This is a genomic window from Stutzerimonas tianxiuensis (assembly GCF_053470365.1).
In genome coordinates, this window is sequence record NZ_JBPVWS010000016.1 from 15,650 (window position 1) to 39,007 (window position 23,358).

A 23,358-nucleotide genomic window follows, 5' to 3' on the forward strand; every position below is an offset into this window, starting at 1 on the left:
TTGCTCCCAGGCGGGGTTTAGTGTTGGTGTCAGAAGCTGAATACGCCGTGAGAGACGACGCTACTGACAGATACGGGTGGAACAACCAGCGGTTGAGGCTCTGGAAGCACGTCCTCGTCCTCTGCTTGCTCGGTTGAAGCAGCATCCTCGGCGCCGACCAGATCAAAGGGGTTGAACGAATCAGCCATGCCGGCCTGCTCGATCTCTTCCTCTGCCTGGATCTGCTGGGATACCAGTTCGTTTTCTAGCTGCACCTTCGGCTCAGTCGCTTCAGCAGGTTGCGTCGTGACTGTTTCCGCAGGCTGCACAGCAGCTGGTACCGCAACATCATCCTGCTCGGGCGAGCCATTGGCGATGTTGAGGTTCTTGATCAGCCGGCGTATCGAGTCCTCATCCGAGAGCCCCGATACCAACGTCACAATGTTGCTGTACTGCGTGCCATTGACCACCCCTGAGGCCGGCAAAACCGCAAGGGTTTCGTCGATGTAGGTGGACAGGGCTTGGACATCGCTCGACAGGAACATCAGGCCCTTGAGCTTGGTGTTCATCTTGCGAATCGTGTTGAGGGTCGTCTGGGTGACATGGCCACGAGTGGCCAGGCCGTTTTCCATCAAACGTTCGGCTGTCTCTGCCGTCTCAGCGTAGAGCTGATCCGACAGGCCGCGCACTTGACTCCCAAGCGTTGCAGATAGGTGCTTGTCGCCGTCCGGCGCCACACGGCAAGCCGCGTAACCGAACTGAAGACCGGCCTCTACCTGATGTTTCGGCGTGATGCTTTGCATAATGGCTTCTCGCCATTCGGCACGCTCCCACTCCTGCTGCACCCATTCATTGACCCAACGGTCATAGTTAGGAATGAAGTTTTTCTTCAGGTCATAGAACTGGTTCTTCAGAGCTTCAAGCTCGTCTACAACCCTCTGGATCTTCTCCTGCGGTATGGCATAGCCGCCGAGGAATTTGATTCCATAGTCTTCCAGGACCTTGATCGCACGCCGTTTGACTTTCTCGAACGGCTTGAGCTTTTCGGGATCGATTACTCGCATCGAACCCAATGAGGCCAGCCGTGCCGGTGGAATTTTACCCTCCAGCATTTCAGGCTTCAGTTTCTTCCGAGCAGTCCACAGGTGGATGCCCGAGAGGTCTACCAGCAGGATCTGGTCCAGAATCTGGATTTCGTTCTGTTGGATAGTCATTGCGAAGTTCTCCTTTTCTCTAAAGCAAAAAAAGGGGGAACTTCGCCCCTAAGGGGAAAGTTCCCCCTCAGGGCTGTTTACGATTAGAACGGTTTATCTACTTCAACCGGCCAGTCGTTACCAAACACGCTGCTTGCCATCTTATCGATTGCAAGCTTCTGCACTTTGTCGCAGCGATTAAGCAGCGACTCTTGCAGAGCGAGTTTCAACGGGTTTTTCTTCTTGGCCAATGTATATCCATTGCCAATCCGAGCCCAACGCAACAAAGTCCGAGTGGACATTGTAACGCTGAGATAGTTACCGCCTTTACCTTGGTGTTGATCACGAACACTATTTGCAATCTTCACCATGTTCTCGACGATTTCCTTTGTTATCCCTGGTACGGCTTTAACGACCAGATCAACTTCATCCTTCGGCTCAAGGTATTCCACCTCGAACACTCGGAATCGGTCGAGCGATGCCAGGTTCTGCTGCATCGTAGCGGCATAAACCCCCATCTCATCCGACTGCCCTGCCGTGTTGCCGCAAGCGACGAAACGGAAATTGGCATGTGGCCGAATGACCTCGCCGTTGTTTTCAGCGATCACCAGTGGACGCCCCTCCATTACCGCGTGGAGGCCCACCGTTACCGAAGGATCGAGGGTGTCGTACTCGTCCAGGACGAACACGAGCCCATGTCGCATAGCCTTGGTGAGCGGCCCGTCCACGAATTTCGTGTTCAGATCGCCCGACACAGGGTCCGTTACTGGCAGGTTGTAGCCTGTCAACTCCGGCATCTCCATGCGGCTATGTGCTGAGACGGTAATGCTTGGCCAGTTGAGTCGCGCGCACGTTTGTTCGACGAGCGAAGACTTACCGGCACCCGTTGGGCCGACGAGCAAACAGCTGTCACCTGCCGGGGCGTAAAGCCAACTCATAAACTGAGAAAGCAGTTCCTTCCTGAAGAAGTACGGCTTTGCTGGCTCAACGTGTTGCGAAAGATTGTGGTTTGGCGAAAAAGCCGGCGCAGTTGCATCGGATTGGAAGCCAAACTCTTTCATTCCAACTTGGATATTCAGTTGCATTTTATTTCTCCATTCTCAAAAGCAAGTTGCCCAAAGACGGAGAACTCCCATAGGGGATATCTCCCCCGATGGGTAGGTTGGTTATTTGTTGCGGCTTATGCAGCTGCTACAAGAGAAACAAGGACATGTCCCTGTTCAAGGTTTTTCTTGGTGAAAGACACCACTGGCTTGAGGCCGTGATACAGAAGCTCACGGCAAAGCGTAGCGTTCATCCAAGGCGGGCAGGCGACCAGAACGTCAACCGCACCCGTTTTCTTAGCCTCCTGCAGGGCGATCTCACCCAGGCGCTCAACGCGACTGGTGATAATCTCCGGCGAGGGAGGGGTCGGGAAATACAGAAGATCTCGGATTTCCTGAAACTGTTTCCAATCCGACAAATCGTGAACGCCGAAACGTTCCATCTCGGCAGTAGCCTTGAACTTCGTCAGATTGATTACGTGCTGCTTTTCCATTTCTCTACTCCAGATTTGAGCGGAGAAATCCCCCTTACGGAGATTCCCCGCAAGGGCTATTGGGCTGAATGAGTCGTCAGCTTCGACCCGTGCTAGGCACGGAACAAACACCAACGCGCATGCGTGGGTGATTGATTTCTGGAGCGGCACCTTTCGGTACACTTGGAGTGCGAGACGTTTGCACGTCTGCAAGAGATCTTTAGCTGTTCAGCGCACAGCTTGCGCCAGAGCATCATGCCATCGCCTGGATGGGTTTCACAAGGGGTGCACACAAGATCCTGACCCACCGAGGTGGTATGGGCTCGGCTTCAGCGCACCCAAATCGCTTGCCCCACGGGACTGAAGATCTTGGGACGCGCTTCCCTAGATATCTGAGCAATTTCTGCCGCGTTGGTCACTCAGATATCGCCGCGCGCCCCTCGGATGAACTGAACTACTTGCAGGCACAGAGAGGGGATCACGATGAGTGCCAGCCCGCCGAGGATCGTCAAGGTGACCAAGCTCACGGCCCCGTAAAGGGCTGCCCACATGCCCCTTTCTATTTGGAGCGTCACCACTCGAACGATGCTGTCGAGATCCTTGCCTACGTCTGGCCCGTACACCCAGAACAGATCGATGGCCACAGCTACAGCTGCTGCAAACCCCACCAATACGATCAAGCCCCGCAAGCCGGATTTGATATCTGCCAGGCTCGGAATTGCGTGCATGCTGATGATTGTCGCCAATAGCACAGCACCTAACCCCACCGGGCCGGTCATGGCCTGAGCCCAGGCTGCGAGAGCGGTACCTACGACTACTCCGCCAAGCCACCCCACGATATGTCCTACGCCACTATCCGGCAGCTCAGCTGGCCCACGGTTGGCCAGCAGAAGCCCCACGATGACGGCTCCGGCGAGAAGCGGCGCAATGCCCTGCAAGGCCATCCCAAGCGCATGCTTCATTGAGTACGGCGAATAGCGGTACTCGACGAACCCTAGCGTGCCGGTGGCACTGTTCGGCTGATAGAACGCCATCTTCGTTATCCGCATACCAAACAGCACGCAGACCAATGCGTGAGACAGTTCGTGTACTGGCACCCCGATATAGCCCGTCAGCCGCGTCAGTTTGCGCGCAATGGGTGCAAGCCTGTGCATCATCAGATCCCAGATGGTTATGACCGATGCAGGCACCAGCAGCAGGGCAACAAATAGCTCAATCATGGAGGGATTCTCTACTTGCAGGCAGCCCTCTCTTCGCCGCTCTGTGTGCTCGAACGATGATCGTTTGAACGATGGAATTGATGACAAGGGTTCGTCGCGCGCGCGTCACGGCCACATACAGAAGGTTCAGCTCATCACCTACTTGCGAGGGGTCTACTCGTTCCTCATCGAAAATGTCCGGGAAATCTTCCTCCAGCAGCACTACATCCCATTCAAGGCCCTTAGCTCGATGCGCGGTGCTCAGCACCACGTCAGCTTCGGTGATGTCATCGACCGTGCATTGACGCAGCGATGAGATCAGCCGGGGGATGTCACCGTAGGTTTTCAGAATCCGCATGGTGCGAAGCATCTCGGGATCTTCACTCGCCTCAGCAGCGTCGGTGTATGCCTCGTATGACTTGAAGTGCTTGAGCCGATAGTCCTGGATCTGGCTGTGCTTGTTGGTCTTCAGGTAGTAGACATCTTCGAGCTGTGACAGATTGTAGGCCTCGATTCCGCCGTTCCAGAACACAGTGAGTCCGTTGGCTACGGAGTCGATGGCAGACATCAGCACACCTGTCACGGTGCGGTTCAGGATGGTGTACTGGCCGCGTATCCCGGACATTGAGGTCTGCACTCTGTCAGCCGGCCCTAGCCCAACCAGTGGGCGTGTCTCGCCCTGGAGCCGCAGAATGGCATTGGCAACGCCAGCGATCATCGGCCCGAAGCGGAACGAGTTGGTCAGGTACATCGCTTCGGCGCCCTGCTCGATCTGCTTATCCAGGGCGTTTTCCGCGCCGCGCCACCTGTAGATCTGCTGCAATTTATCCCCCACAAAAATCTTCTGCCCACGCTGGCCGGCGACTATGGCTCCAAGGACGGGGTTTGTATCTTGTGCCTCATCGAGCAGGATGCAGTCGTAGTCGAGCTGCGGATCGCTAAGCTGGTACAGCTTCAGGTATGCGTCATGCGCGCAGACAAAAGCGCTCTTCTCGTCGGTCATGGCCTCCCAGACTGCCCCCGCCCCGTTGAGTAGTTTTTCGATGCGTGAATCTCCGTATGCGTCTCGCTCTTCGTCCGAGAGAGCCGCGATGAAATGGCACATGCCAATTTCCGGTTCTGCACTGCTGGTGAAGTTGTTGAAGACGGCCATGACGTGCCGCACGAACCCCCAATCGCGTGTCGCAAGTAGCTTGGAGACATCGGTGAGCTTCGGATTGCCCAGCTTATGGGCGTACCGGGTGCCAAAGCGCGGCCATGCCAACTGATGGCCTGTCTTGCAGATCACGTTGTCAGGGAATCGGGCCATGGCCTCATCCTTGATGGCCTTGTTGTAAGCCAGGTACAGAATCTTGATCGACGTGTTGGCGTAGGCGAAGGCTTCGAGCGTTGCCGTTTTTCCGCAGCCGGCATACGCCTTCACAACGAGATATGGCCCGCGATAGTCGATGATCGGTTGTTGTTCGTGGGTCGGATTCACAGAGAAAAATTCGCCTGGAATTACTGGCAGCTGACCGCGACACGATCAGCACGGAGGACAAAGACGGCTTGAGCACTGAACAGCCAGAGCTTGATCAGCAGGATGAACAGATGGGGGCTTTCGAAGAGCAGCAGCAGGGCGAGTTCCACCGGCGCGGTGAACAGTATGAGAGCGATCATGGCTGCCGCGCTTCGCCGGCCGAGCACAACGTAGAACACACTGATCGCTATGCCGGTTACCAGAGCGGCTTGCCAGAACGCCAAGAACTCAACTTGATCGCCGGCGACCGGAAGCAGCGCAGTTACTCCGGCGACAAGGCTCGCGACGATGCCGAGTAGCAGCATGTGCGCGCCCCCCAGATCAAGCCCCGCGCCCCGATGGCGGAAAGTCAGAATCATCCAGGCGTGGCTCGCTAGGTCTGTGAAATGACCGGCGCCGGTGGTCTTGCCGCAAGAAATCGTGGACATGAAAAAGCCCCTTGGTGATTGCGGTATGGTCCCATACGCAGCCTCCACCAAAAGGGGCTAAAGCAGCACGATTGTTGTAGGTTTAGCCCTCCCCTCCCCCCAGAAGCTGCGCGCAGCGTCGGGACATCAGATCGCTCAACACCTCGGCATCATTGGCAGCATCCACGGGATCGCGCAACGACGCTGCTATCAGCGCATCACGCAGCCAGTGGCTGGTTTCAGGAGCCGTAATGACCGCCTGAATCTCTTCCTGGATGCTCATTTTCCCCCCTGATTGACGGCATCCTTGAATGCCTTGCCGGGGGTGAACTTCGGGGTCGTCGATGCGGCAATGGTGATCTTCGCGCCGGTCTGAGGATTGCGCCCATCGCGCTCAGGCCGGCTCACCGGCTCGAAAGCGCCGAAGCCGACCAGTACCACTTTGTCCCCTGCAGCCACGGTGTCCTGGATCGTCCCAATCATGGCGTTGAGCATTTCGTTTACAGCGGTTTGGCTGTGGCCTGCCCGCTCTGCAACGGCCTTTACCAGTTCCTGTCGAGTCATGCGGTATCTCCTGTGCTTGTTGGAATGCAGTTTTCTGTTTCGAGAGCCCATTGGCTCAGATTGCGATGCCCTGGCCCGACTCCACTTTTGGCCGTGCCTCGCTGTTCGGCGCGTGGCCGCGCGGCTCGATCCATTGGCAGTGACGTACCCCTGCATGGGTCTTGCAGCTGGGCAGGATGTAGACCGGGTCATGCCGAGATGAAGGGAAAATTCACTCACTTCGCTCGTAACGTGTTGATGCCAAGAGAATTTACCAAATAGACCGCACAGCCTCTGATCGTGGACTATCTTTTCTGACTCCTCAGAAAAGGAGTTCCTATGGCTTCATTAGAGCGTACGGCGTATCCCACTCTGCCAAAGGCGTATTCAAAAGCTGAGCTGCAGCGAGATTTTTCGTTCTCAGATGATGAGATTAAATGGGTACGAAGCAAGTCCAAGGCCCCTTTTCACCTCAATCTCGCCGTTCTCCTCAAGACCTTTCAGGTGCTCCGGTATTTTCCTGATATCACCGACGTACCTGATCAACTGGTGGATTTCATTCGCGGAGAGTTGGGTCAGCGTAGCAAGGTGAAACTCGCGGAATACAAGTGGTTCCAGCAATATCGCCACATGAACGCGATCCGAGTTCGCCTCGGTGTGACGAGGGTAGCGTATGTCGGCACGCCCAATGTATTCGAGCGTAGAATTCACCTATGGATCAAAAGGTTAGAGAGGAAGTGAGTGAAATTTTCCCTTATCTCGGCACGCACCCTAGACCGGGATCGGCCGAGCGGGTGTGGTGACGGCATCTCGCGCCGCTTGGGTGGTCGGCACGCTGCTCGGCGCATCGTGGTTGGCGCAACCAGTGAGTGTTGCCATTAGAAGTGCGTAAGCAGTGAGTCGCTTCTGGTAGCAGTGCACAGCAATTTCCTTGATGCCGATTGACTGCAGATAGCTTGCCCCTGGTAGGGAAAATCCCAAGGCCCTCATGCGCGCCGCTTACTCTTCGCACGCCTTACGTTGTAGCCCTTGACCCATTGCTGCATCGGCTCGCCTGGCGGCACCGACGCAACCGTGTTCACCCACTCGCGCTGGATTGGCTCAGCCATGAACGCCTGATAGGCGCCTTGCGCCCACATGGGACTTTTGCCTTTCATCTGGGCATACCCCAGCAGCTCTGCGTAAGCGTGTTGCTTCGTGTTCGGGGCCAGCTTGGTCTTGCGGTCTGCCAATTTAACCAGAACGCCAGCTGCTACCTCCACGCCGGCGTCGATCTTGATCTCGAACCCGCAGCGGGGACAGATCAAGCCGGTCATCACATAGCTGCAGGTTGGGCACGGCTTGGTCTTAGCTTCCTTGTCAGGGTTGTTATCCGGCTTGGCCCGATCTACCGGGTCACCGTCACCCATGTCGAGCCGGTCTGGTAGCGGGTCAGTGGGGAGCCCGTTACGCAGAAGATTCCCCGCATGATCGATGATGATGCCGTTGGTCTTGCCTTCGAATATCCGCAAAACCCGTCCCAGGATCTGGTAGTGCAACATCAGGCTCTTGGTCGGGCGGGCGATCACGATGCACGAGGTCCGGGGGTCGTCGAACCCTTTGGCTAGCATCCCGACTGAAACCAGCACCTTAATCTTGCCAGACTTGTAGAGCCGAATAATCTCGTCGGATTCGTCAGAGTGCATGTATCCGTCGATGTGCGCGGCCATTACGCCCGCATTGAAGAACGACTCGGCAAGTTGCTTGGCGTGATGGACATTGCAGGCAAAGACCAGTGTTTGCCGGTTCTCGCCCAGCTGCTTCCAGTGGCTTACGACATCCCCGAGGATATCGGCGCCGCCCATGACGCGGGCTAGCTCATCTTCAGCCCAGTCACCGCCAGTCGATGTTCCTACACCTTTCAGGTCAGGCACATGCGGGGCGTAACACTCGGCAGGGACTAGGAAGCCTTGGTCTGTCAGCTGCTTAGTGCTGATGCGATTGACCAGACGGTCATAGATTTTGCCGAGCCCCCGCTTGAACGGCGTCGCGCTCAATCCGATCACCGGCACCTTGTTCTTGCGGCACCACTGGATCAGATCCTGATGCGCCTTGAACAGGACGTGCGCCTCATCGATCACCACCAGCTTGGGCGGCTGAGTTCGCAGCAACCAGTCCAGGCGCGGCCCGAGTGACTGAACCGTTGCCACCTGAACCACTTTCGAGTAGTCGGTGCACGGGTGATTCGACTGAATAGCGCCGGCATATATGCCATCGGCGTGGAAGCGCGCAAGCGTCTGATCAAGCAGTTTGACGCTATCGACTATGAACCAGACCTTGTTCTGCTTTGCCGCCGCATTGGCGATGACGTATTTCGCGACCTCGGTCTTGCCCGAGCCGGTAGGGCTCATGAGCATCTGCACGAGGAATTGCTGGCGGATTCCCTCGCGCAAATCTGAAACCTGATCGTTCTGGTAAGCCCTGAGCTGCATGGTGCCTCCCTGAAGTGCTGACATCAGGAGAACACCGCTTCTGGGAAACCCAAGCCCGGCCGGCTGAGGAGTGCCGGCACACCATTTCTCGGGTTCGCTGCCCACGGCTGGTCCCCGGCGCGACGGGCACCTCTATGGGCTGTATCGGCAATTCGCGAGATCTGCGGCGCCTACCTGAGCACTGGGCTCGCCCCACGCCGGCCCCGCATACGCGTCTGCGATAAGTGCACGAGCAAAGCCAGATCAGCAACCCGCCCTGCAGTAGCACGGCTGTGTTTCATCACCTCATAAAATCACAGCATAGATAACGTTATGTGTTATCATGTTATTCGTTATCTGTTATTACGTTTCGGAGCACACCATGGCCAACATCACACCGGATAGGGTTTTCGCTGCAGCAGATGCCCTTGAGGCCTCAGGCAACCGCGTCTCTGTGCGCTCCGTGCGCGATCACCTTGGTGGGGGCTCCCCAAACCAGATCACCCCACTGCTCGCCAGCTGGCGTGCACGCAAGCCTTCAGTGGCGGCGCCGGAGATCCAGCTGGACCCTCGCATCGTCCAGCTCATTGCCGAGCAAGTCCGCGCAGCAGCCGGCGAAGCCGCTGTTCGCGCCGATGAGCGCGCAAACGAGGCCGAGGACACCCTGACACTGTGCCAGCAGGAAAACAGCGAGCTGGCCGAGCAGCTGGCCACGACCCTCCGCGCCCTGGACGAAGCCCGCGCCAAGGTCGAGCAGCAGGCAGGGACCATCAGCGAGATCCGCGAGGAAATCGAGCGCGTGCGCAGTGAAGCCGAGGAAGAGGTGGAGGCAGCCGACACCAGGGCAAACCGTGAGCGAGAAGTGGCAGAGACGGCGCAGCACGCCCTGGCCCGCGCCGAACTGCGGCTCGAATCCATGCCTCGCCTGGAAGGGGAAGTGGAACGGCTCCGCACCGCGCTCGACGAGGCACTGTCCGGTAAGCAGTCGGCAGAGCAACAAGCGGCAGTCGCCGCCGCCAAGCTCGATGCCGCTATCCAGCGTGTGTCGGCAGCAGAAGAGCGCGAGCGTGAGGCACGCCAGCAGCAGGCAGCAGCTCAGGAGGCAGCCGCCCGTGCCAATGGCGATGCCCACCAGGCCCAAATCACTCTGCAGGCCGTGCAGGCGCGGCTTGAGTCCACCAGCAGAGAACTGGAAACCGCCAGGGGCAGCTTGAGCGAGCTGAAGGAAGAGCTGAAGGAGCTTCGCGCTGAGAAGAAGCCAGCAAAGAACGGTGAGCAGGGCTAGGCGCCCTCAGCAGCGCGCTTGGGGTAATCCCTGCCAGGAGGTGGTGTAGGACGGGCTGAGAAGCCTCTGCCGCATCACCCATCCGCCGCCCTCATGATCGCTGCCGAGGCGAATAGCTCCCCTGCCCTGTCTGGCATTGATCGCATCCATCACCTGCATGACTGCCTTGCTTCCGCTGCGCGGCGCCGGTGCGAAGAGGTCGCCGGTGATGGCACCCCGCTCGACGAACTGACTTAGGATCACACCGGCCTTGGCATAAGCCACACCTTCACGAAACATCGCGCTGAGCCCTTGCTGAGCTGCCGCAACCAGATCGCGTGTGTCATCGGTCGGGTACGGCAGCGCCATGATCCGCGTTCCGCTGAAGCGCTCGCCGGGGGCAAAGGCGCTGCTTTGGGCGAAGACCTGAATGCAGTTGGCCAAACTCCCCTGGGCGCGCAGCTTGGCAGCAGCAACCGAGGTGTAATGCGCCACGGCGCTACGCAGGGATTCCAAGCGGTAAATCTTCTCCCCGAATGTCCGTGAGCTGATGATCTGCTGCTTGCGCTCCGGCCCTGTGTCGCCAAAGGGAAAACATGGGATACCGCACAGCTCGCGCGCGGTACGCTCGACGTTGACGCTGAAGTAGCGGCGCAACAGCTTCGGATCGGCATTGGCCAGCTGCCAGGCGGTCTTGATGCTCAGCTCCGATTCAAGTCTCGCGCTCAACCTCCGGCCAATCCCCCAAACCTCTCCAACCGGCGCATAGCGCAGCAGCTTTTCCTGCCGCAGGGGATCGGTCAACAGGACCACGCACCCGGTCTTGGCCTTCCATTTCTTCGCCGCCCAGTTGGCCAGCTTGGCGAGCGTCTTGGTGGGGCCGATGCCAACACCCACCGGCAAGCCAATGCGCCGCATCACTTGTGCCTGCGCCTGCCGGCCCCAGGCCTCCGGGTCGGCAATACCATCGAGCCACGAAAAACATTCGTCGATTGAGTACGGGGAGATTCGAGGCGAATGCTCCTCCAGGATGGCCATCATGCGGTTGCTGAGCGATTGGTAGAGCGAGTAGTTCGAGGAGAAAATCTTCACCTGATTTCGGGCTTCGAGGTCGCGCAGCTCGAATACCGGCTGGCCCATTTTTATGCCGAGCGCCTTGGCCGGGTCATTACGACTGACCACACATCCATCCCCGTTGCTGGCGACCACCACCGCAGAGTCACGCAGCCACGGCTCGAACAGGATCTGCGCCGAGCAGTAGAAGGCGTTCGCGTCGATCAAGGCGATAGTCATGGCAGCCAGCCAGCGGGGTCAGTCCTGATCATCGTCCAGCAAAACCCGCCGCAGGTAGCTTTGCAAGGCGCCGTCCTCAATGCTCCAACTGCCGTGGTCGAGGTTACCGATCAGTTCGGCTCGCTGCAGGCGTTTGAGCGCTGACTGCACCTGAGTCGTCGTAGGCGCTATTCCGCTGGGGAGTTCATCACCGAGCCTCTTGCGGTATTCAGCCGAGAACAAGGATTCCCCAGTGAGAATGCCCACAAGCAATGCCTGATCCAGCGGAGCCAAGCTCTCGATCAGGGTGGCGAACTGGCCTTCGTCGAGCATGGAAGCCCAGACGATTTTATCCGCCTCAACTACGGGCAGGTTCTGCGTCAGGCTCAGGTTGTAAATCTCGCGCAAATGCTTGGGCATCATTCCGCGCCGCACGTACAACGAGAACGCCTCGGCAGCTTCCCAGGTTCGGCCGGTGGCCTCGAAATACAAGGCGGCAAGGTGCTGCGCGAATTCCATACCCAGCTCCGGGAAACTGACCTCCGAACCGTACTGGTAGAAAGGGGCTTTGCTGCGCCGGAACATGCGCGCCAGGCCATGCTGCGAAGAGCCGGTAAACACGGCATAGACTTCACCCTGCGCGCCCTGCAGTAGCGTGCGCAGCGTGGCGGTAAACGTCTCGAATTCCTTGCGCGTGGCGAGGTGCTGAACCTCGTCGATGATCAGCAGCGCCTTGCCTTTGCCGAGCTGGCTGAATCGTTCGAACAGCTCGGGCAGAACAAGCCCCGCGTCGTCCGCCAGATCGAGGCCAATGGATACTCCGTCCGTGCCGGCACCGGCGTTCACGCCACTGATCACCTGACCGGGCCTCGTAAACCGTAGCAAGGTGCGCCGGACAAAGCCGGTGCCATGAATGGCCTCCTGCAATGCCCGCGCGATAACTCGCTCCGGGTGATCCTTGTCCAGCCATAGGTCAGCGGTCGCAACAAGAAACCCCTTGTCTCTGGCCATCGGAATGAGATCGTTGCGCACGAACGTGGTCTTGCCTTTTCGACGCGGAGCGAAAATGGTCGTGGCAGTCTGAATGTTGTTCTCGAAGCCCAGCAAAATGGACTCGGCCAGCGCGTGCCGGGGGAAGTGCAGACGATCCTTGGTGGTCATGAATATGCACCTTTATGCGATTCTGAATAATTATTCATTTTTGCATAATCCAGCATAAACCCAACCCCCCGCAACTCATCTGGCGGCGCCCATCTGGCGCAACACCCAGATGCACACCCCCCAAACCTCCAAGGTTTCTGCCTCGCCCAGCAAAATCGGCGGATACGCCGGGTTCGTGGCCACGAGGGAGAAATTGCCTTGTTCATCCTTGGCCAGCTCCTTGACGGTGAACTCGCATCCGATGATGGCCAGCACCACATCGCCGACCTTGGCCTCCTTCGCCTTATCCACCACCAGGATGTCGCCGTCGCGGATGCCGGTCCCGAGCATCGAGTCCCCTGACGCGCGAAAGAGGAAAATCGAGCCGGTCGGCCTGATACCCACCAGTTCATCGAGCGATAGATCCGGTACCGCGTAGTCGGCCGCTGGCGAGGGGAACCCGCAGCTCACAGGCCCAGCCAGGGGGAGTGGTTGACTAGAGGCATTGGGCGAGAGCTTGGCAGAGAGCTGGATCATGATGCGAAACCAATACTGTACATATGGACAGTATTCTAGTGCGACACCCGGAATCCTGAAACGAGTTTTTCCCCTGGGAATTCCAGTGATTGCTCGCCTTGGGTTTCGCCGGTTCCATGCAAGCCTGTTCTCGCGGGGATTGGCCCCGCAAATAATCACAGCGGAGTCACCAATGGACGAGGCTGGAAAAGCACGCGGTCGCAAATTTGCGGCCCAAATTGAGAGCGCTGGGTGGGTGCTGGACGCCGGTCAGGAAGATGTTACGTCCTCGGGAGGCTTCTGGCTCTATTCCTACAGCATTCCGCAGGGCTCGCGTCTGGTTGCTCAGCTGACACCTGAGGGGTATCGCGCTATGTGCTCGGGCGAAATGCTGAAGCATGCTGCCGGGCTCAGCCCAGTTGATGTGCTAGCGGGCGCCTTGTCTCATTACGATGCGCTGCGCCCAGAAAAACGGGATCGGGCTTCCTCCCGTGATCTGGCGCTGGCTTTGGCTCTGTATGCCAGCCATACCCAAACTCTCAAGGCTTTGCCAAGGCTTCAAGGTGGCCTATCGCTGCACTTCATGGTCTTCGATTGGCATACCGCTCAGGGCACCCGAATTCTGAAGCCAGGTGCAGCACCTCACCCCTCCCCCATTACGCCCGCCGAACTGGAAGTTTTTTCCGCGCGTGTGCTGTTTGAGCACTTGGTCAAGAACCCGAACGAGCAACCTGCATAGAACCGCTTTCAGGGAGGAATTTTCTTCTGGGTTTTGTAGGCATGTACGGCCCTCGCTGCCGGTAGCTAAGCAAAGGCGCGCCGGCTCAGCTTGGGTTTCTTCGGGTCAGCGATAGCCTGGAAGCAATCCAAACAGCGAGGACACCCGTATGCAACCCCTCAACTTTTCATTGATCTTCAGCGGCACCGTCAACCCGAATGGTGGTGATGAGGAGGCCACTGGGATCGCCATGCAACGAGGCGAGTTGTACGCCAATCTTGAGCAGATCGTTTGCGATATCACAGGCAAGGGCCTGGTCACTGGTGACACGCCCGCCACTCTCGAAGATCACTCTCACCGCGTCCGTATCACTGAAGGCCGGTTCGACATGATGGCGATGCCCGTTATCTCGACTGCGCACCTGGACCAAGCTACTGCTCAAGAGCTGAGCGATAAGCCGGACGCCTGTAGCTGGGCCATCGTCGCCAATTACGGCGCTGGCATGTTCATTCGCTTCTTGGAGCAAGAGGGGCTGGAAGCAGAGCTGCCGCAGTGTGCCGCTGATATTCGCCAGTGGCTCAAGCGTCAGGGGCTCGATGGCTGGGTGCGCCTGGATCGGGACTGGGATGCCGTTGATGTCCTGAAGACCTACGAGTGGTAGTGCCAGTGGCCCTTGATCGATTCCATTTGCTCGGGCGGCGTACCAGTGCCGCCTCCTTGGTACTGCGGGGATGCTTCCATGGAAAAGAGGTGGTCGAGGTTGCGCCCTGGTCCGGTGAACAAACGGACCATTGGCAGACCACTGTCCAGCTGCGCTCGGAAGGGACCACCGCCATCGTTCAGTTCAACCTGTTTTTCCCGAATGGCGGGGAAGATCCTAATCGTGTGGATCTGATCCGACTGCCGAACCAGGAAGCATCGAGATGACGATTGAGCGTGTTAGCGGCCAGCGACCATACGTTGCGAGCTGGCAGGCGTATGGCGGACACATGATGTATGTCGGTGTTTTCACCTCAAATGTCTGCGGTCAGGTGCTGCTGGCAACCGCAGAGTCCTCCGAAGCGGCTGGGTTTGTGTCCGGTGAAGCTTGCGCTGCCGCACTGATGGCGTTCGGCTTCAAGGTTGACGGCGAAACGTGGATTGATATCGCTCCGATGTGCGGTCAGTTGGCGCTGTTCTGACCGCCCTACTCTGCTTGGGGCTGGAATTGTGATTTCACTGGGAACCCGCATGCAAAGCAGCATTCGTTGCTCGCAAATTTGCGTGCTCCATAGTTGTCTGATCTGAGGTGCTGAGCAGCCAAGGTCCGCTCTTCCCCTGGTAGGGATGCCCTGTCGCTGCTAGCTGGCAAAGTTGGTTCGCAGGAGGTGAGGGTCGTGGTATCAGGCCCCAGGCCGGGGCTCGATCCCGCCTTGTCCACAACCACCTGCCCTTTTAAATCTTTTTTTCTTGTTTTATGGCTTGTTTTTAAAAGCTTTATCGGAACGCTCCAGCCCTTCTACCATGCGGGTTTCAGAAGGGTCATGACTACAGATTCCCACCTTCATGACTACAGATTCCATGTCTCATGCCTACAGATTCCATTCCTCATGACTACGGATTCCATGCTTCGTGCTACAGATTCCATGCGCTATCCACAGGCAGGTGAGAACGCGGGACGAAGGGGCGAAGTCAGGGCTACAACAAAACAACCAATTTGTAAGGCTCAATCTTACGCATTTGTTGTAGGTTTAAGCTTCCGGCACCTCTGAAGGCCGCTAAATCATTGATCTGCAACCAGTTTCCCTTTTATCGGAACCTTGAGCTACTTCCGATTGTCCCGCTGGCCTCACAGCTACAAATTCCATGCTGTGAGCATGATCAATGTCACGATTTTGAGCCGCAGATCGGCAGATGGGTGCGGCCTAATGACTACAAATTCCATGTTAAGCAGCGCTCCGAACGGGCTCATGACTACAGATTCCATGTCGTAAGCCAGGCTTTGGAGCCCTCATGACTACAGATTCCAGGTGGAAAACCTCCCTCTCTCGGCGTCATGACTACAGATTCCATGCGAAACGAGCGGATCGGAACGCCTCATGACTACAAATTCCATGTTCCCAACCAGGGCGGCGTGGCCTTATGACTACAGATTCCATGCTGACATGACCTCAGGAAAACCTCATGACTACAGATTCCAGGTCGAGAAGATCACCCGCATCAAGCTGTCATGACTACAGATTCCATTACCTGCCGGCACCGTGCGAGATATCTGCAGGATGGTCGGTTGGGGTTTCCGGGAAAGGCCTTTATGCTCAACACCCTGAATGACTTTTGACCGGGATTGAGGCATGGGAGACATCATCACGACTGATAGCGTCGCCACTGAGCCAGACAGCGACACCAGCAATGAAACGATGATTTCGCCTCACGTTGTCTCCAAGCACAACGATCTGGTGGGCGCGTCCTATCGCTTGTCCGTGGCTGAGCAGCGGCTGATCTTGCTGGCCATTGCCAAGATCGATTCGCGCAAGCCCATGCCCAACGGGATCGTAGTCACCGCGCACGACTTCATGAGCCGGTACACGGTCAACAAGAGCGATGCCTACACCCAGCTCCAGGACGCCGCCAAGCAGCTGTTCAACGCCAAGATCACCTCCATCACCGGGACTGGCAAAGGCCGGGCGATCCACGAGGTCCGCTGGGTCGAGCGCTGCACCTATGTCAAAGGCGAAGGCCGGGTAGAGCTTCTTTTCTCCACGACCGTTAAGCCATATCTCTCCAGGCTGATCGGCCATTACACGTCCTACGACCTTTGGCGTGTTTCCGGCATAGAATCAACCTATAGCTTTCGACTCTTTGAGATGCTGATGCAGTACAAGTCGAAAGGATGGCTTTACATCACAGTTGAGGAGCTGCGCCGGCGCCTTCAGCTCGGCGATGCCTATGAGCGCTTTAGTAATCTGCGCAGTCGTGTAATCGATGCTTCAGTGAAGGAGCTGCGCAATAAATGCAGCATGGAACTGGACTACGAGTTAATAAAAGAGCACCGGACAGTTAAGGCAATTAAATTCAACTTTAGACTGCTCGATCAAATGACGCTCCAGTTCCAGAATGGGAATTTTCCCCCTGAGGACCTTGAGCAAGACATGAACGATATCATTGCTGAGCCCGAAAGTTAGGTAGCGTTGATTTGGGTATTTAAGGTTACGCGGGACAATTTGGTCATTTCCTTATAGGTGATGACCATGTTGAGCAACATACCCGCAACAGAGCCAGAAGTAATCCCTGCCGATATTATAGACACGTTCTATGCTCCGGTCGCTTTCGACCGATTCTCCTCCCTTGTCTCAGCTTATGAGGCAACCAAGAAAAAGATATTGGAAGTGCATGCTATGTACACCCAAGAGAATGTCTCGGGTGTTATGCACTACTTTTTCAATGGGAACAGTAAAGACAAGTATGGCCACTCGGCAAGTCTTCGTCATACAAACTCGTTCTCCGAGATATTTCAACTCCAAGGCGCCCTGTTTGAGCTGGAAGCCACATACTGGGATAAAGCGCTGCGGGAAACGGACCTGATGGACTATATGCCGCAGGAGCGCCGTAATCAGTGGAATGAAATCCTGAACGCTTGGCGTGACCATAATTATGTAAAGGGCCAGAACCCAGAACGTGATATGCCGGATTTTAATATCGACAATCTTCGGAGCACGATAACTTCTTTGCAGGCTCGGAGAGCCGAGTTCTTGGCTGAGCGGGTAGATGGAATATTCAAGGGAATATCGCGTCAGCACGTAACGAATGTTCCAGAGGGATTCTCCAAGCGCATGATCATGAGTGGCGTGTTCAACGAGTGGGGAAGCACGTCGCATGATCGCGAGGGGTATATCCACGACCTGCGGATGGTGATCGCGAAATTCATGGGTCGCGACGATCCCTGCCGATCTTCAACGGGACGACTACTGCAGACCGCACGCGCGGCGTCTGGAGAGTGGATCGAAGCGGACGCCGGCGCATTTCGGGTGAAGGCGTTCAAGGTGGGCACAGCTCACCTGGATGTGCATCCTGAGATGGCGTATCGGCTCAATAGCATCCTTGCTTATCTGCACCCTGCAGCCATACCTGAATCGTTCCGCAAGCGGCCGAAGCGGGCACCTACAGGCACATTCAAGAACAGGCCACTGTTTGATCGGCCATTTTCAAATGCGGTAGGGGCTCTGCTGGCCCAGATCGAGCCTTTCAAGAAGATGGTTAAGTCTGAAAGCTTCCGTCGCGAATACGACTACATTCCGGTGCGTAACGCGGTGTCCCTGCCCTTCTCCTGCCGTGAGCACAGCAAGCATCTACGGGCCGAGGTCGGAGCCGTCATGCAGGCGCTCGGCGGCGTGCTGACGCCATGCGCGGAACAACCCAGGATCACGTATTGGCAGTTCGATTTTGCTGCACTGGACCTGATCCACGAAACTGCCGCGTTGGGGGTCCTGCCGGACCAGCGGTCACATCAATTCTTCCCCACCCCCGAGGCGGTAGCACGCCAACTGGTGGATTGGCTGGATATCGGCCTGCTGGATACCGTGTGTGAGCCTCAGGCTGGTCAAGGAGGCATTGCGGATCTACTACCGAAGGATCGTACCCGGTGCGTAGAGATCAGCCCCCTGCACTGCGAAATCCTGCGCAAGAAGGGACATCAGGTCATCGAGGGCGATTTCCTCGCCTGGAGTCCAGGAGACGGCTTCTCTGTGATCGCGATGAACCCACCCTATAGCGAGGGGCGTTGGCAGGCGCATCTGCAGCATGCGGGCACTCTGGTAGCCCAGGGCGGGCGTATTGGTGCGGTGCTCCCTCTGAGTGCTCGCGGCAAGGCTGCGGATCTCCTTCCAGGCTTCGACCTTGAGTTTTCGCAGCCAATCGAGAACGCATTTGCCGGTACGTCTATAAGCGTGCTCCTTCTCAAGGCAACTAAGCGCTAAGAGTTGGGATTCGCCAAAGCTCGATCATTGTAATCGAGCACGACTTATCGCGCCTATCAGCGGATAGGCGCAGATATTGGGCTAAGAGAAATATCGGTGCTTTATGAAATGGTTTTATTGGCTAATTGTGCTGTACCTGATGATCGCTCTTTATGGTGCGGTCAGATCACAGAGTCATTGGAATGCCGTCAGTATCATCACTCAGTTACTGATTTGGATCTATATGTATCGGGCACACAAACAGGAAAAAATATCCAAAGAAGGAAATGACATATGAGCAGCTTCACTATCAATCGCGTTCCGGGTGGCGACTATATGAACCCAGCACAGAAAGAATTCTTCGAGGGCGTGCTGCGGGCTCGCCTTGGAGAAGTGGCTGATTCAGCGCGTGCTGCCAAAGAAGCATTGGCAGGCCTTGGCATTGCAGCGGACGCGTTAGATCAAGGCCTTATCGAAGAAGAACGAAACACGCTTTATCGCACCTTGGAGCGTTTGAATGCGCAGAGTGCCGAAATTACACGAGCTATCCAGGCAATCAAAGATGATGAGTATGGATGGTGTGAAGATACCGGCGAAGAAATCGGGTTAGAACGACTGATTGCTCAGCCCACTGCGAAGTTAAGCGCTGTGGCACAGGCGCGAATGGAGTCTGCAGCTGCTCACTATAATCGGTAAAATAAAGGTTTGACTAATTCGATTATTGTTATATTGTTGGCGTTAGGGTTTGAATTGATATGAGGTGGGTATGCTGGTGAGTGAAGAGATTAATTTTGACACGCTGTTGCGCTTCGATGGTAATGACCAAGTAAAAATGCACGCGGCGCTCCGGGGTTGGATGGACCTTGCCCAAGAGCAAAGAGCTTTATTGTGGAGATTCTACAATCTTTCAGAAGTGCTCACTGCACAAGACGTTCCGCGTGTAGAAAGTGCGCTGATGATTATTCGTCAGATTCGTGCGCGCATTGCCAATCTTGTTGAGCAATTTGCATTGACCCCGTGCGTGAATGTTCTAAAGAGTGCACTTGAAACATTGGACTCCTGTGCTAATGACGCAGAAAAGTACGCCAAGTGGATTCTTTCGTTCTACTACGAGCACAACAACGTCATGTTGTAGGACGCATGAAGAAAGAGTTACAAAACAAGACCTGCCCTCTGCAGGTCTTTTTTTTGGGTTCATCGCGCTTTCCCGGGGAAGGCGGCCTTGATTTTCAGGAAGAAGTATTCCGAGTCCCGGAATCCATAGGCCATGCGCTTGATCACCTTGATGCGGTTGTTAACACCCTCAAGGACGCTGGTATGCATGTGGAAGCGAGCACTGGCAAGGATGCCTCGGGCGTATTTGCGCAGGTTGCGAGCAAAGCGTTGCAGCGGTGCGAGGCCGCTCTCGCGAGCATGTCGCAGCCAGGTTCGCCAGCGTCGCCAACCCTCTCGTACGCTGGGGGCGTACCAGACATCCTTCAGGGCATCCTTGAGTACATAGACCGTAGCCAGCGGCTGGTTGGCCGCGAGCAGTTCCTGTAACTGCACGGCCTGTCCGTCCTTCAGGTTGTCGCGATTGCGCAGCAGCAGCCAACGACTCTGTTTGACCGCCTTTCGTGCCGGCTTGTCTTCGCGCAGGAGGTTGGCCTGGTCGACCCGGATTCGGTCGATCACATCTCGCCCGTAGCGCGCCACCACATGAAACAAGTCGTACACCACTTCGGCTTGAGGGCAATGTTGCTTCACCTCCAGGTCGAAAGCCGTGTTCATGTCCATGGCCACCGCTTCGATCCGTTGGCAGTGCTCGCCGAGCAATTCAAAGAACGGGCGGATCGCCTCGCGGCTGTTGCCGTGGCCGACCCACAGCACCCGTGTTCGCTCGGCATCCATGATTACCGTGGCGTAGCGATGCCCCTTGTGCAAGGCGAATTCGTCCATCACCAAGCGGCGGACGTCGCTCGAATTGAAGGTGCCTACCTCAGCTTCCAAGCGGCGTTTGTCGAGCGTTTTGAGGGTGTGCCAGTGCAGGCCGCTGAGGCGGCTGACGTGGCTAATCGGCAGCAGTCGCAGCAAGCTTTCGAGCCAGATCCGTAACCGCTGGGTCAGGCGAGATGCAGGCTCCAGCCAGTCGACCCGCTCGGTCACCCGACCACAGTTCAGGCAATCGACTCGGCGCACTGGTAGTTGAAGCAGGACGCGCTGATCGAACAAATCACGATCGCGCACCAGACGAATCCGGCGCTCATGAATCAAAGGGCTGAGCTGGCCACAACGCCCGCATTTGGGAACCGAGCCGGCTTGAGGCTCAAGCTCAATCAGAAGGGAGTTGTTGGCGGATGAGCGACAGGCAACGGCTTCATAGCCTGGCCAGAAAGCAGCAAGATCAATAGGATGCACGGCGACAGCAGGGACAGGTGAAGGGTGTGTTTGGCGACTGCCAATTTACCTGCTTCCCTGACTGTCAACTCGCTCTTCCCCCAGAATCCGCGAAGAACCTTTTAAATAAGCTTCCAGTTGCACTTTCGTTTATTGGGCCGTGCGGAAAGAAATACGGATTAGTTCATGCCGAATGCCCTCATCACGACTGGACCCACTTTGAGGAAATACTTCGTGGTGAGTGGGGGAATAATGTGCGCGCCCACTTCGCCTCCAAGGCTATCTGGAGCCGAAAGCGCTACCAGCAACTTGACGCTTCCCTGGTGCGCGGTGTTGAAGCGGTGTTCGTTGGCCACACGCGGGTCGATCAGGTCAAAACCATTGGCAACGTCTGTTACCTGGACACTGGCGCCTGCTTTGAGGGCGGCCGGTTGACCATGATCGAGCTGATGCCGAACGGCGCCCGGCACGTCTATCAGGTGTAAATGTGGGAGAGGCTGTGGGACAGATTGAGCCGGAACGGGCAATGGGCTGTAAATATGCGCTCTACAGGTCGTTTGTACGCAGATATAGTATCTGCGTACAAAGCGTGAAATCTGACCCTGCTGCTGGCCCTGCGGTGCCGAGATTTGAATTTTGCATAAAAGGATCAGCATGGAATCAGTAGTTGCAACCGTCAGTGCAGTGATCGAGGACGGCATATGCGCAGCTGCCATCAGCATGGCCTTGGATCAGGACTTCACCCAGGTGCGCGCGGAGATGGAGGTGCGCGCGATATACCTCAGCGCATCGCAGCGTCCGTTGTTCATAAAGGATGCAGTCGCTCACCTGGTCATCGAAGCCATCGGTGCGTTCGCTGAGTCCGAGGGGTTCACAGGCAACCGCTGTGCAGGTTTTGTCCGCGCCTGGCTGGGCTGCCCGGTTGGTGCGCACGGATCTTCCGACACGCTCGCCGGCTGGCAGGCAGGCTTCAGCCACCCGGCCAAGCCGCAACTTGAAACCTTCCTTGGAATCGAACCATGAGCAAACTGACCCCGAAGTTTGTGAAGGACACGACCACACCCGGCGCCTATCAGGATGGGCGGGGCTTGATACTGCGTATCGCGGAGACAGGGCGGAAAAGCTGGGTGTTCCGATATTCATTCCACGGGGATCGGCACGACATCTCGTTGGGTACCTACCCTGCCCTCTCTCTGCGTGATGCCCGGCTTGCCGCCGACGCTGAGCGAGTGACGATCTCGCAGGGGAAAAATCCGCTGGACCAGCGCTACGCCATTCGCCAGAAATCGGCTGCCAGCAAAAAGGCGGGAAAGACGTTCAAGTCTGAAGCCAAGCAGTACGTCAGGACCCACTCTGCCTCTTGGAGCCCGGCGTATGCTCAGGATTGGGAATCGAGCCTGGAGAATCACGTATTCAATGTTATCGGCATGCTGCACCCACGCGATGTACACACCGATAACGTCCTGGCTGTTCTCGAACCCATCTGGCTGCAGATTCCAGCTACCGCAAAGCTGGTCCGCAATCGCATCGAGCTGATTCTGGATGCTGCCAAAGCCAAGGGGCTGCGTGAGGGCGAGAATCCGGCCCGCTGGCGTGGCCACCTCGACAAGCTGCTGGCCAGGCAATCCAAGAGTAAGCGGCCCTTCCCCGCCTACCCTTGGCAGAAGATCCACGGGCTATACAGCGATCTCATCACCCTGGATGGGAGTGCTGCCCGCGCAATGGAGATGGTGATTCTCACTGCCTGCCGAAGCGGTGAGGTCCGTAATGCCCAATGGCATGAGTTTGATTTTGTAGAGCGGATCTGGACGATCCCTGCAGAGCGCATGAAGTCTGGGGTAACACATCGGGTACCGCTCACCGAGGCAATGATCGACGTTCTCGACAGTGTGAAAGGGCTCGATCCAGTCTGGGTTTTTAAGAAGGGTCGCGGCTCAGGCCCTTTGGCGGGGAATGCGTTGGGCCGCGTGCTGAAGAAGATAAAGGCCGGTGATTGCGTCCCGCATGGGTTCCGCTCGACCTTCAGGACGTGGGCGGCAGACGCTACCGATTTCCCCCGAGAGGTCTGCGAAATGGCTTTGGCGCACGGTTTGAGTGACAGGGTAGAAGCTGCGTACAACCGCGCGGAGTTGATCGATAAACGCCGGCTGCTTATGCAGCAGTGGAACGATTTCTTGCTGGGTACCAGAGAGCAGCAAGAGGCTGCTTAATGCCAGGCTTAGATAGGCATCTCATGGGAGGCCTCCATTTGAGCGATGGTGGCCGTCATGTAGATGACTGTGGCTGTAGGCCGGGGCTGGGTAATGGCGGGTTCAATTCTCTGACCGAGGCAATG

Annotated in this window: 24 protein-coding genes and 1 pseudogene; 12 read left to right on the forward strand and 13 right to left on the reverse strand. The window is 56.9% G+C overall.

Annotated features, from left to right (window positions below; translation table 11 throughout):
- Positions 1-29: 29 nt before the first annotated feature.
- From ACSSNI_RS18210 to ACSSNI_RS18245, 8 genes are all read right to left on the reverse strand, one after another.
- Positions 30-1,193: a DUF3150 domain-containing protein gene (locus tag ACSSNI_RS18210; RefSeq protein WP_019406497.1), complete on the reverse strand. Its 1,164-nt coding sequence runs from the start codon at positions 1,191-1,193 to the stop codon at positions 30-32.
- A gap of 83 nt (positions 1,194-1,276) precedes the next feature.
- Positions 1,277-2,257, reverse strand: coding sequence for an AAA family ATPase (locus tag ACSSNI_RS18215; RefSeq protein WP_019406498.1), 981 nt, complete (start codon positions 2,255-2,257; stop codon positions 1,277-1,279).
- A 95-nt stretch (positions 2,258-2,352) separates the two neighbouring features.
- Positions 2,353-2,709 carry a hypothetical protein gene (locus ACSSNI_RS18220; RefSeq protein WP_019406499.1) on the reverse strand — a complete coding sequence of 119 codons (357 nt, stop codon included), beginning with the start codon at positions 2,707-2,709 and terminating at the stop codon, positions 2,353-2,355.
- 398 nt (positions 2,710-3,107) lie between these two features.
- Positions 3,108-3,908: a hypothetical protein gene (locus tag ACSSNI_RS18225; protein ID WP_448259888.1), complete on the reverse strand. Its 801-nt coding sequence runs from the start codon at positions 3,906-3,908 to the stop codon at positions 3,108-3,110.
- Complete coding sequence (locus ACSSNI_RS18230) at positions 3,901-5,367, reverse strand: 3'-5' exonuclease (protein ID WP_019406501.1); 1,467 nt, start codon at positions 5,365-5,367, stop codon at positions 3,901-3,903. Before ACSSNI_RS18230 ends, ACSSNI_RS18225 begins: the two co-directional genes overlap by 8 nt.
- A gap of 20 nt (positions 5,368-5,387) precedes the next feature.
- Positions 5,388-5,834, reverse strand: coding sequence for a hypothetical protein (locus ACSSNI_RS18235; protein ID WP_125869340.1), 447 nt, complete (start codon positions 5,832-5,834; stop codon positions 5,388-5,390).
- 82 nt (positions 5,835-5,916) lie between these two features.
- On the reverse strand, positions 5,917-6,096 hold the full coding sequence (locus ACSSNI_RS18240; protein ID WP_019406503.1) for a hypothetical protein: 180 nt from the start codon (positions 6,094-6,096) through the stop codon (positions 5,917-5,919).
- A complete protein-coding gene (locus ACSSNI_RS18245; protein ID WP_331250369.1) occupies positions 6,093-6,569 on the reverse strand; it encodes an HU family DNA-binding protein in 477 nt (158 codons plus the stop codon). Before ACSSNI_RS18245 ends, ACSSNI_RS18240 begins: the two co-directional genes overlap by 4 nt.
- Positions 6,570-6,695: 126 nt before the next feature.
- Here ACSSNI_RS18245 and ACSSNI_RS18250 point away from each other — a divergent pair.
- Positions 6,696-7,019, forward strand: a pseudogene (locus tag ACSSNI_RS18250) (DUF4158 domain-containing protein); the annotation flags it as partial.
- A gap of 323 nt (positions 7,020-7,342) precedes the next feature.
- Here ACSSNI_RS18250 and ACSSNI_RS18255 read toward each other — a convergent pair.
- Positions 7,343-8,851 carry a DEAD/DEAH box helicase gene (locus ACSSNI_RS18255; protein WP_173425594.1) on the reverse strand — a complete coding sequence of 503 codons (1,509 nt, stop codon included), beginning with the start codon at positions 8,849-8,851 and terminating at the stop codon, positions 7,343-7,345.
- Positions 8,852-9,188: 337 nt separating this feature from the next.
- On the opposite strand from ACSSNI_RS18255, the gene ACSSNI_RS18260 reads away from it, so the two are divergent.
- Positions 9,189-10,091 carry a DNA-binding protein gene (locus ACSSNI_RS18260; RefSeq protein ID WP_019406702.1) on the forward strand — a complete coding sequence of 301 codons (903 nt, stop codon included), beginning with the start codon at positions 9,189-9,191 and terminating at the stop codon, positions 10,089-10,091.
- A 6-nt stretch (positions 10,092-10,097) separates the two neighbouring features.
- On the opposite strand, the gene ACSSNI_RS18265 is transcribed toward ACSSNI_RS18260, so the two are convergent.
- From ACSSNI_RS18265 to ACSSNI_RS18275, 3 genes are all read right to left on the reverse strand, one after another.
- Positions 10,098-11,363: a Y-family DNA polymerase gene (locus ACSSNI_RS18265; protein ID WP_448259891.1), complete on the reverse strand. Its 1,266-nt coding sequence runs from the start codon at positions 11,361-11,363 to the stop codon at positions 10,098-10,100.
- 18 nt (positions 11,364-11,381) lie between these two features.
- Complete coding sequence (locus ACSSNI_RS18270) at positions 11,382-12,503, reverse strand: ATP-binding protein (RefSeq protein ID WP_040137971.1); 1,122 nt, start codon at positions 12,501-12,503, stop codon at positions 11,382-11,384.
- Between the two features lie 75 nt (positions 12,504-12,578).
- Positions 12,579-13,019, reverse strand: a complete 441-nt coding sequence (locus tag ACSSNI_RS18275) for a LexA family protein (protein WP_448259892.1) — start codon at positions 13,017-13,019, stop codon at positions 12,579-12,581.
- 172 nt (positions 13,020-13,191) lie between these two features.
- Between ACSSNI_RS18275 and ACSSNI_RS18280 the strand changes: the two genes are divergently transcribed.
- From ACSSNI_RS18280 to ACSSNI_RS18310, 7 genes are all read left to right on the forward strand, one after another.
- The gene (locus ACSSNI_RS18280) at positions 13,192-13,737 is read left to right on the forward strand and encodes a hypothetical protein (protein ID WP_040137966.1); all 546 of its coding nucleotides are present in this window, start codon (positions 13,192-13,194) and stop codon (positions 13,735-13,737) included.
- 148 nt (positions 13,738-13,885) lie between these two features.
- The gene (locus tag ACSSNI_RS18285; protein ID WP_044315039.1) at positions 13,886-14,377 is read left to right on the forward strand and encodes a DUF5983 family protein; all 492 of its coding nucleotides are present in this window, start codon (positions 13,886-13,888) and stop codon (positions 14,375-14,377) included.
- 262 nt (positions 14,378-14,639) lie between these two features.
- Positions 14,640-14,897: a hypothetical protein gene (locus tag ACSSNI_RS18290; protein ID WP_044315040.1), complete on the forward strand. Its 258-nt coding sequence runs from the start codon at positions 14,640-14,642 to the stop codon at positions 14,895-14,897.
- A gap of 1,149 nt (positions 14,898-16,046) precedes the next feature.
- The gene (locus ACSSNI_RS18295) at positions 16,047-16,877 is read left to right on the forward strand and encodes a replication initiation protein (protein WP_125869336.1); all 831 of its coding nucleotides are present in this window, start codon (positions 16,047-16,049) and stop codon (positions 16,875-16,877) included.
- A 66-nt stretch (positions 16,878-16,943) separates the two neighbouring features.
- Positions 16,944-18,668 (forward strand): DUF4942 domain-containing protein, encoded by a 1,725-nt coding sequence (locus tag ACSSNI_RS18300; protein WP_448259893.1) that lies wholly within the window; start codon positions 16,944-16,946, stop codon positions 18,666-18,668.
- A gap of 273 nt (positions 18,669-18,941) precedes the next feature.
- Positions 18,942-19,343, forward strand: a complete 402-nt coding sequence (locus ACSSNI_RS18305; protein WP_063542199.1) for a TraR/DksA family transcriptional regulator — start codon at positions 18,942-18,944, stop codon at positions 19,341-19,343.
- Between the two features lie 70 nt (positions 19,344-19,413).
- Positions 19,414-19,782: a hypothetical protein gene (locus tag ACSSNI_RS18310; protein ID WP_063542197.1), complete on the forward strand. Its 369-nt coding sequence runs from the start codon at positions 19,414-19,416 to the stop codon at positions 19,780-19,782.
- 59 nt (positions 19,783-19,841) lie between these two features.
- Here ACSSNI_RS18310 and ACSSNI_RS18315 read toward each other — a convergent pair whose 3' ends face one another.
- On the reverse strand, positions 19,842-21,044 hold the full coding sequence (locus tag ACSSNI_RS18315) for an ISL3 family transposase (protein ID WP_079761896.1): 1,203 nt from the start codon (positions 21,042-21,044) through the stop codon (positions 19,842-19,844).
- Positions 21,045-21,277: 233 nt separating this feature from the next.
- Here ACSSNI_RS18315 and ACSSNI_RS18320 point away from each other — a divergent pair, with 233 nt between their 5' ends.
- From ACSSNI_RS18320 to ACSSNI_RS18330, 3 genes are all read left to right on the forward strand, one after another.
- Complete coding sequence (locus ACSSNI_RS18320; protein WP_026012526.1) at positions 21,278-21,508, forward strand: metallophosphoesterase family protein; 231 nt, start codon at positions 21,278-21,280, stop codon at positions 21,506-21,508.
- Positions 21,509-21,677: 169 nt separating this feature from the next.
- Positions 21,678-22,046 (forward strand): hypothetical protein, encoded by a 369-nt coding sequence (locus tag ACSSNI_RS18325; protein ID WP_417447081.1) that lies wholly within the window; start codon positions 21,678-21,680, stop codon positions 22,044-22,046.
- On the forward strand, positions 22,043-23,233 hold the full coding sequence (locus tag ACSSNI_RS18330) for a tyrosine-type recombinase/integrase (protein ID WP_417447080.1): 1,191 nt from the start codon (positions 22,043-22,045) through the stop codon (positions 23,231-23,233). Before ACSSNI_RS18325 ends, ACSSNI_RS18330 begins: the two co-directional genes overlap by 4 nt.
- Positions 23,234-23,358: the final 125 nt, after the last annotated feature.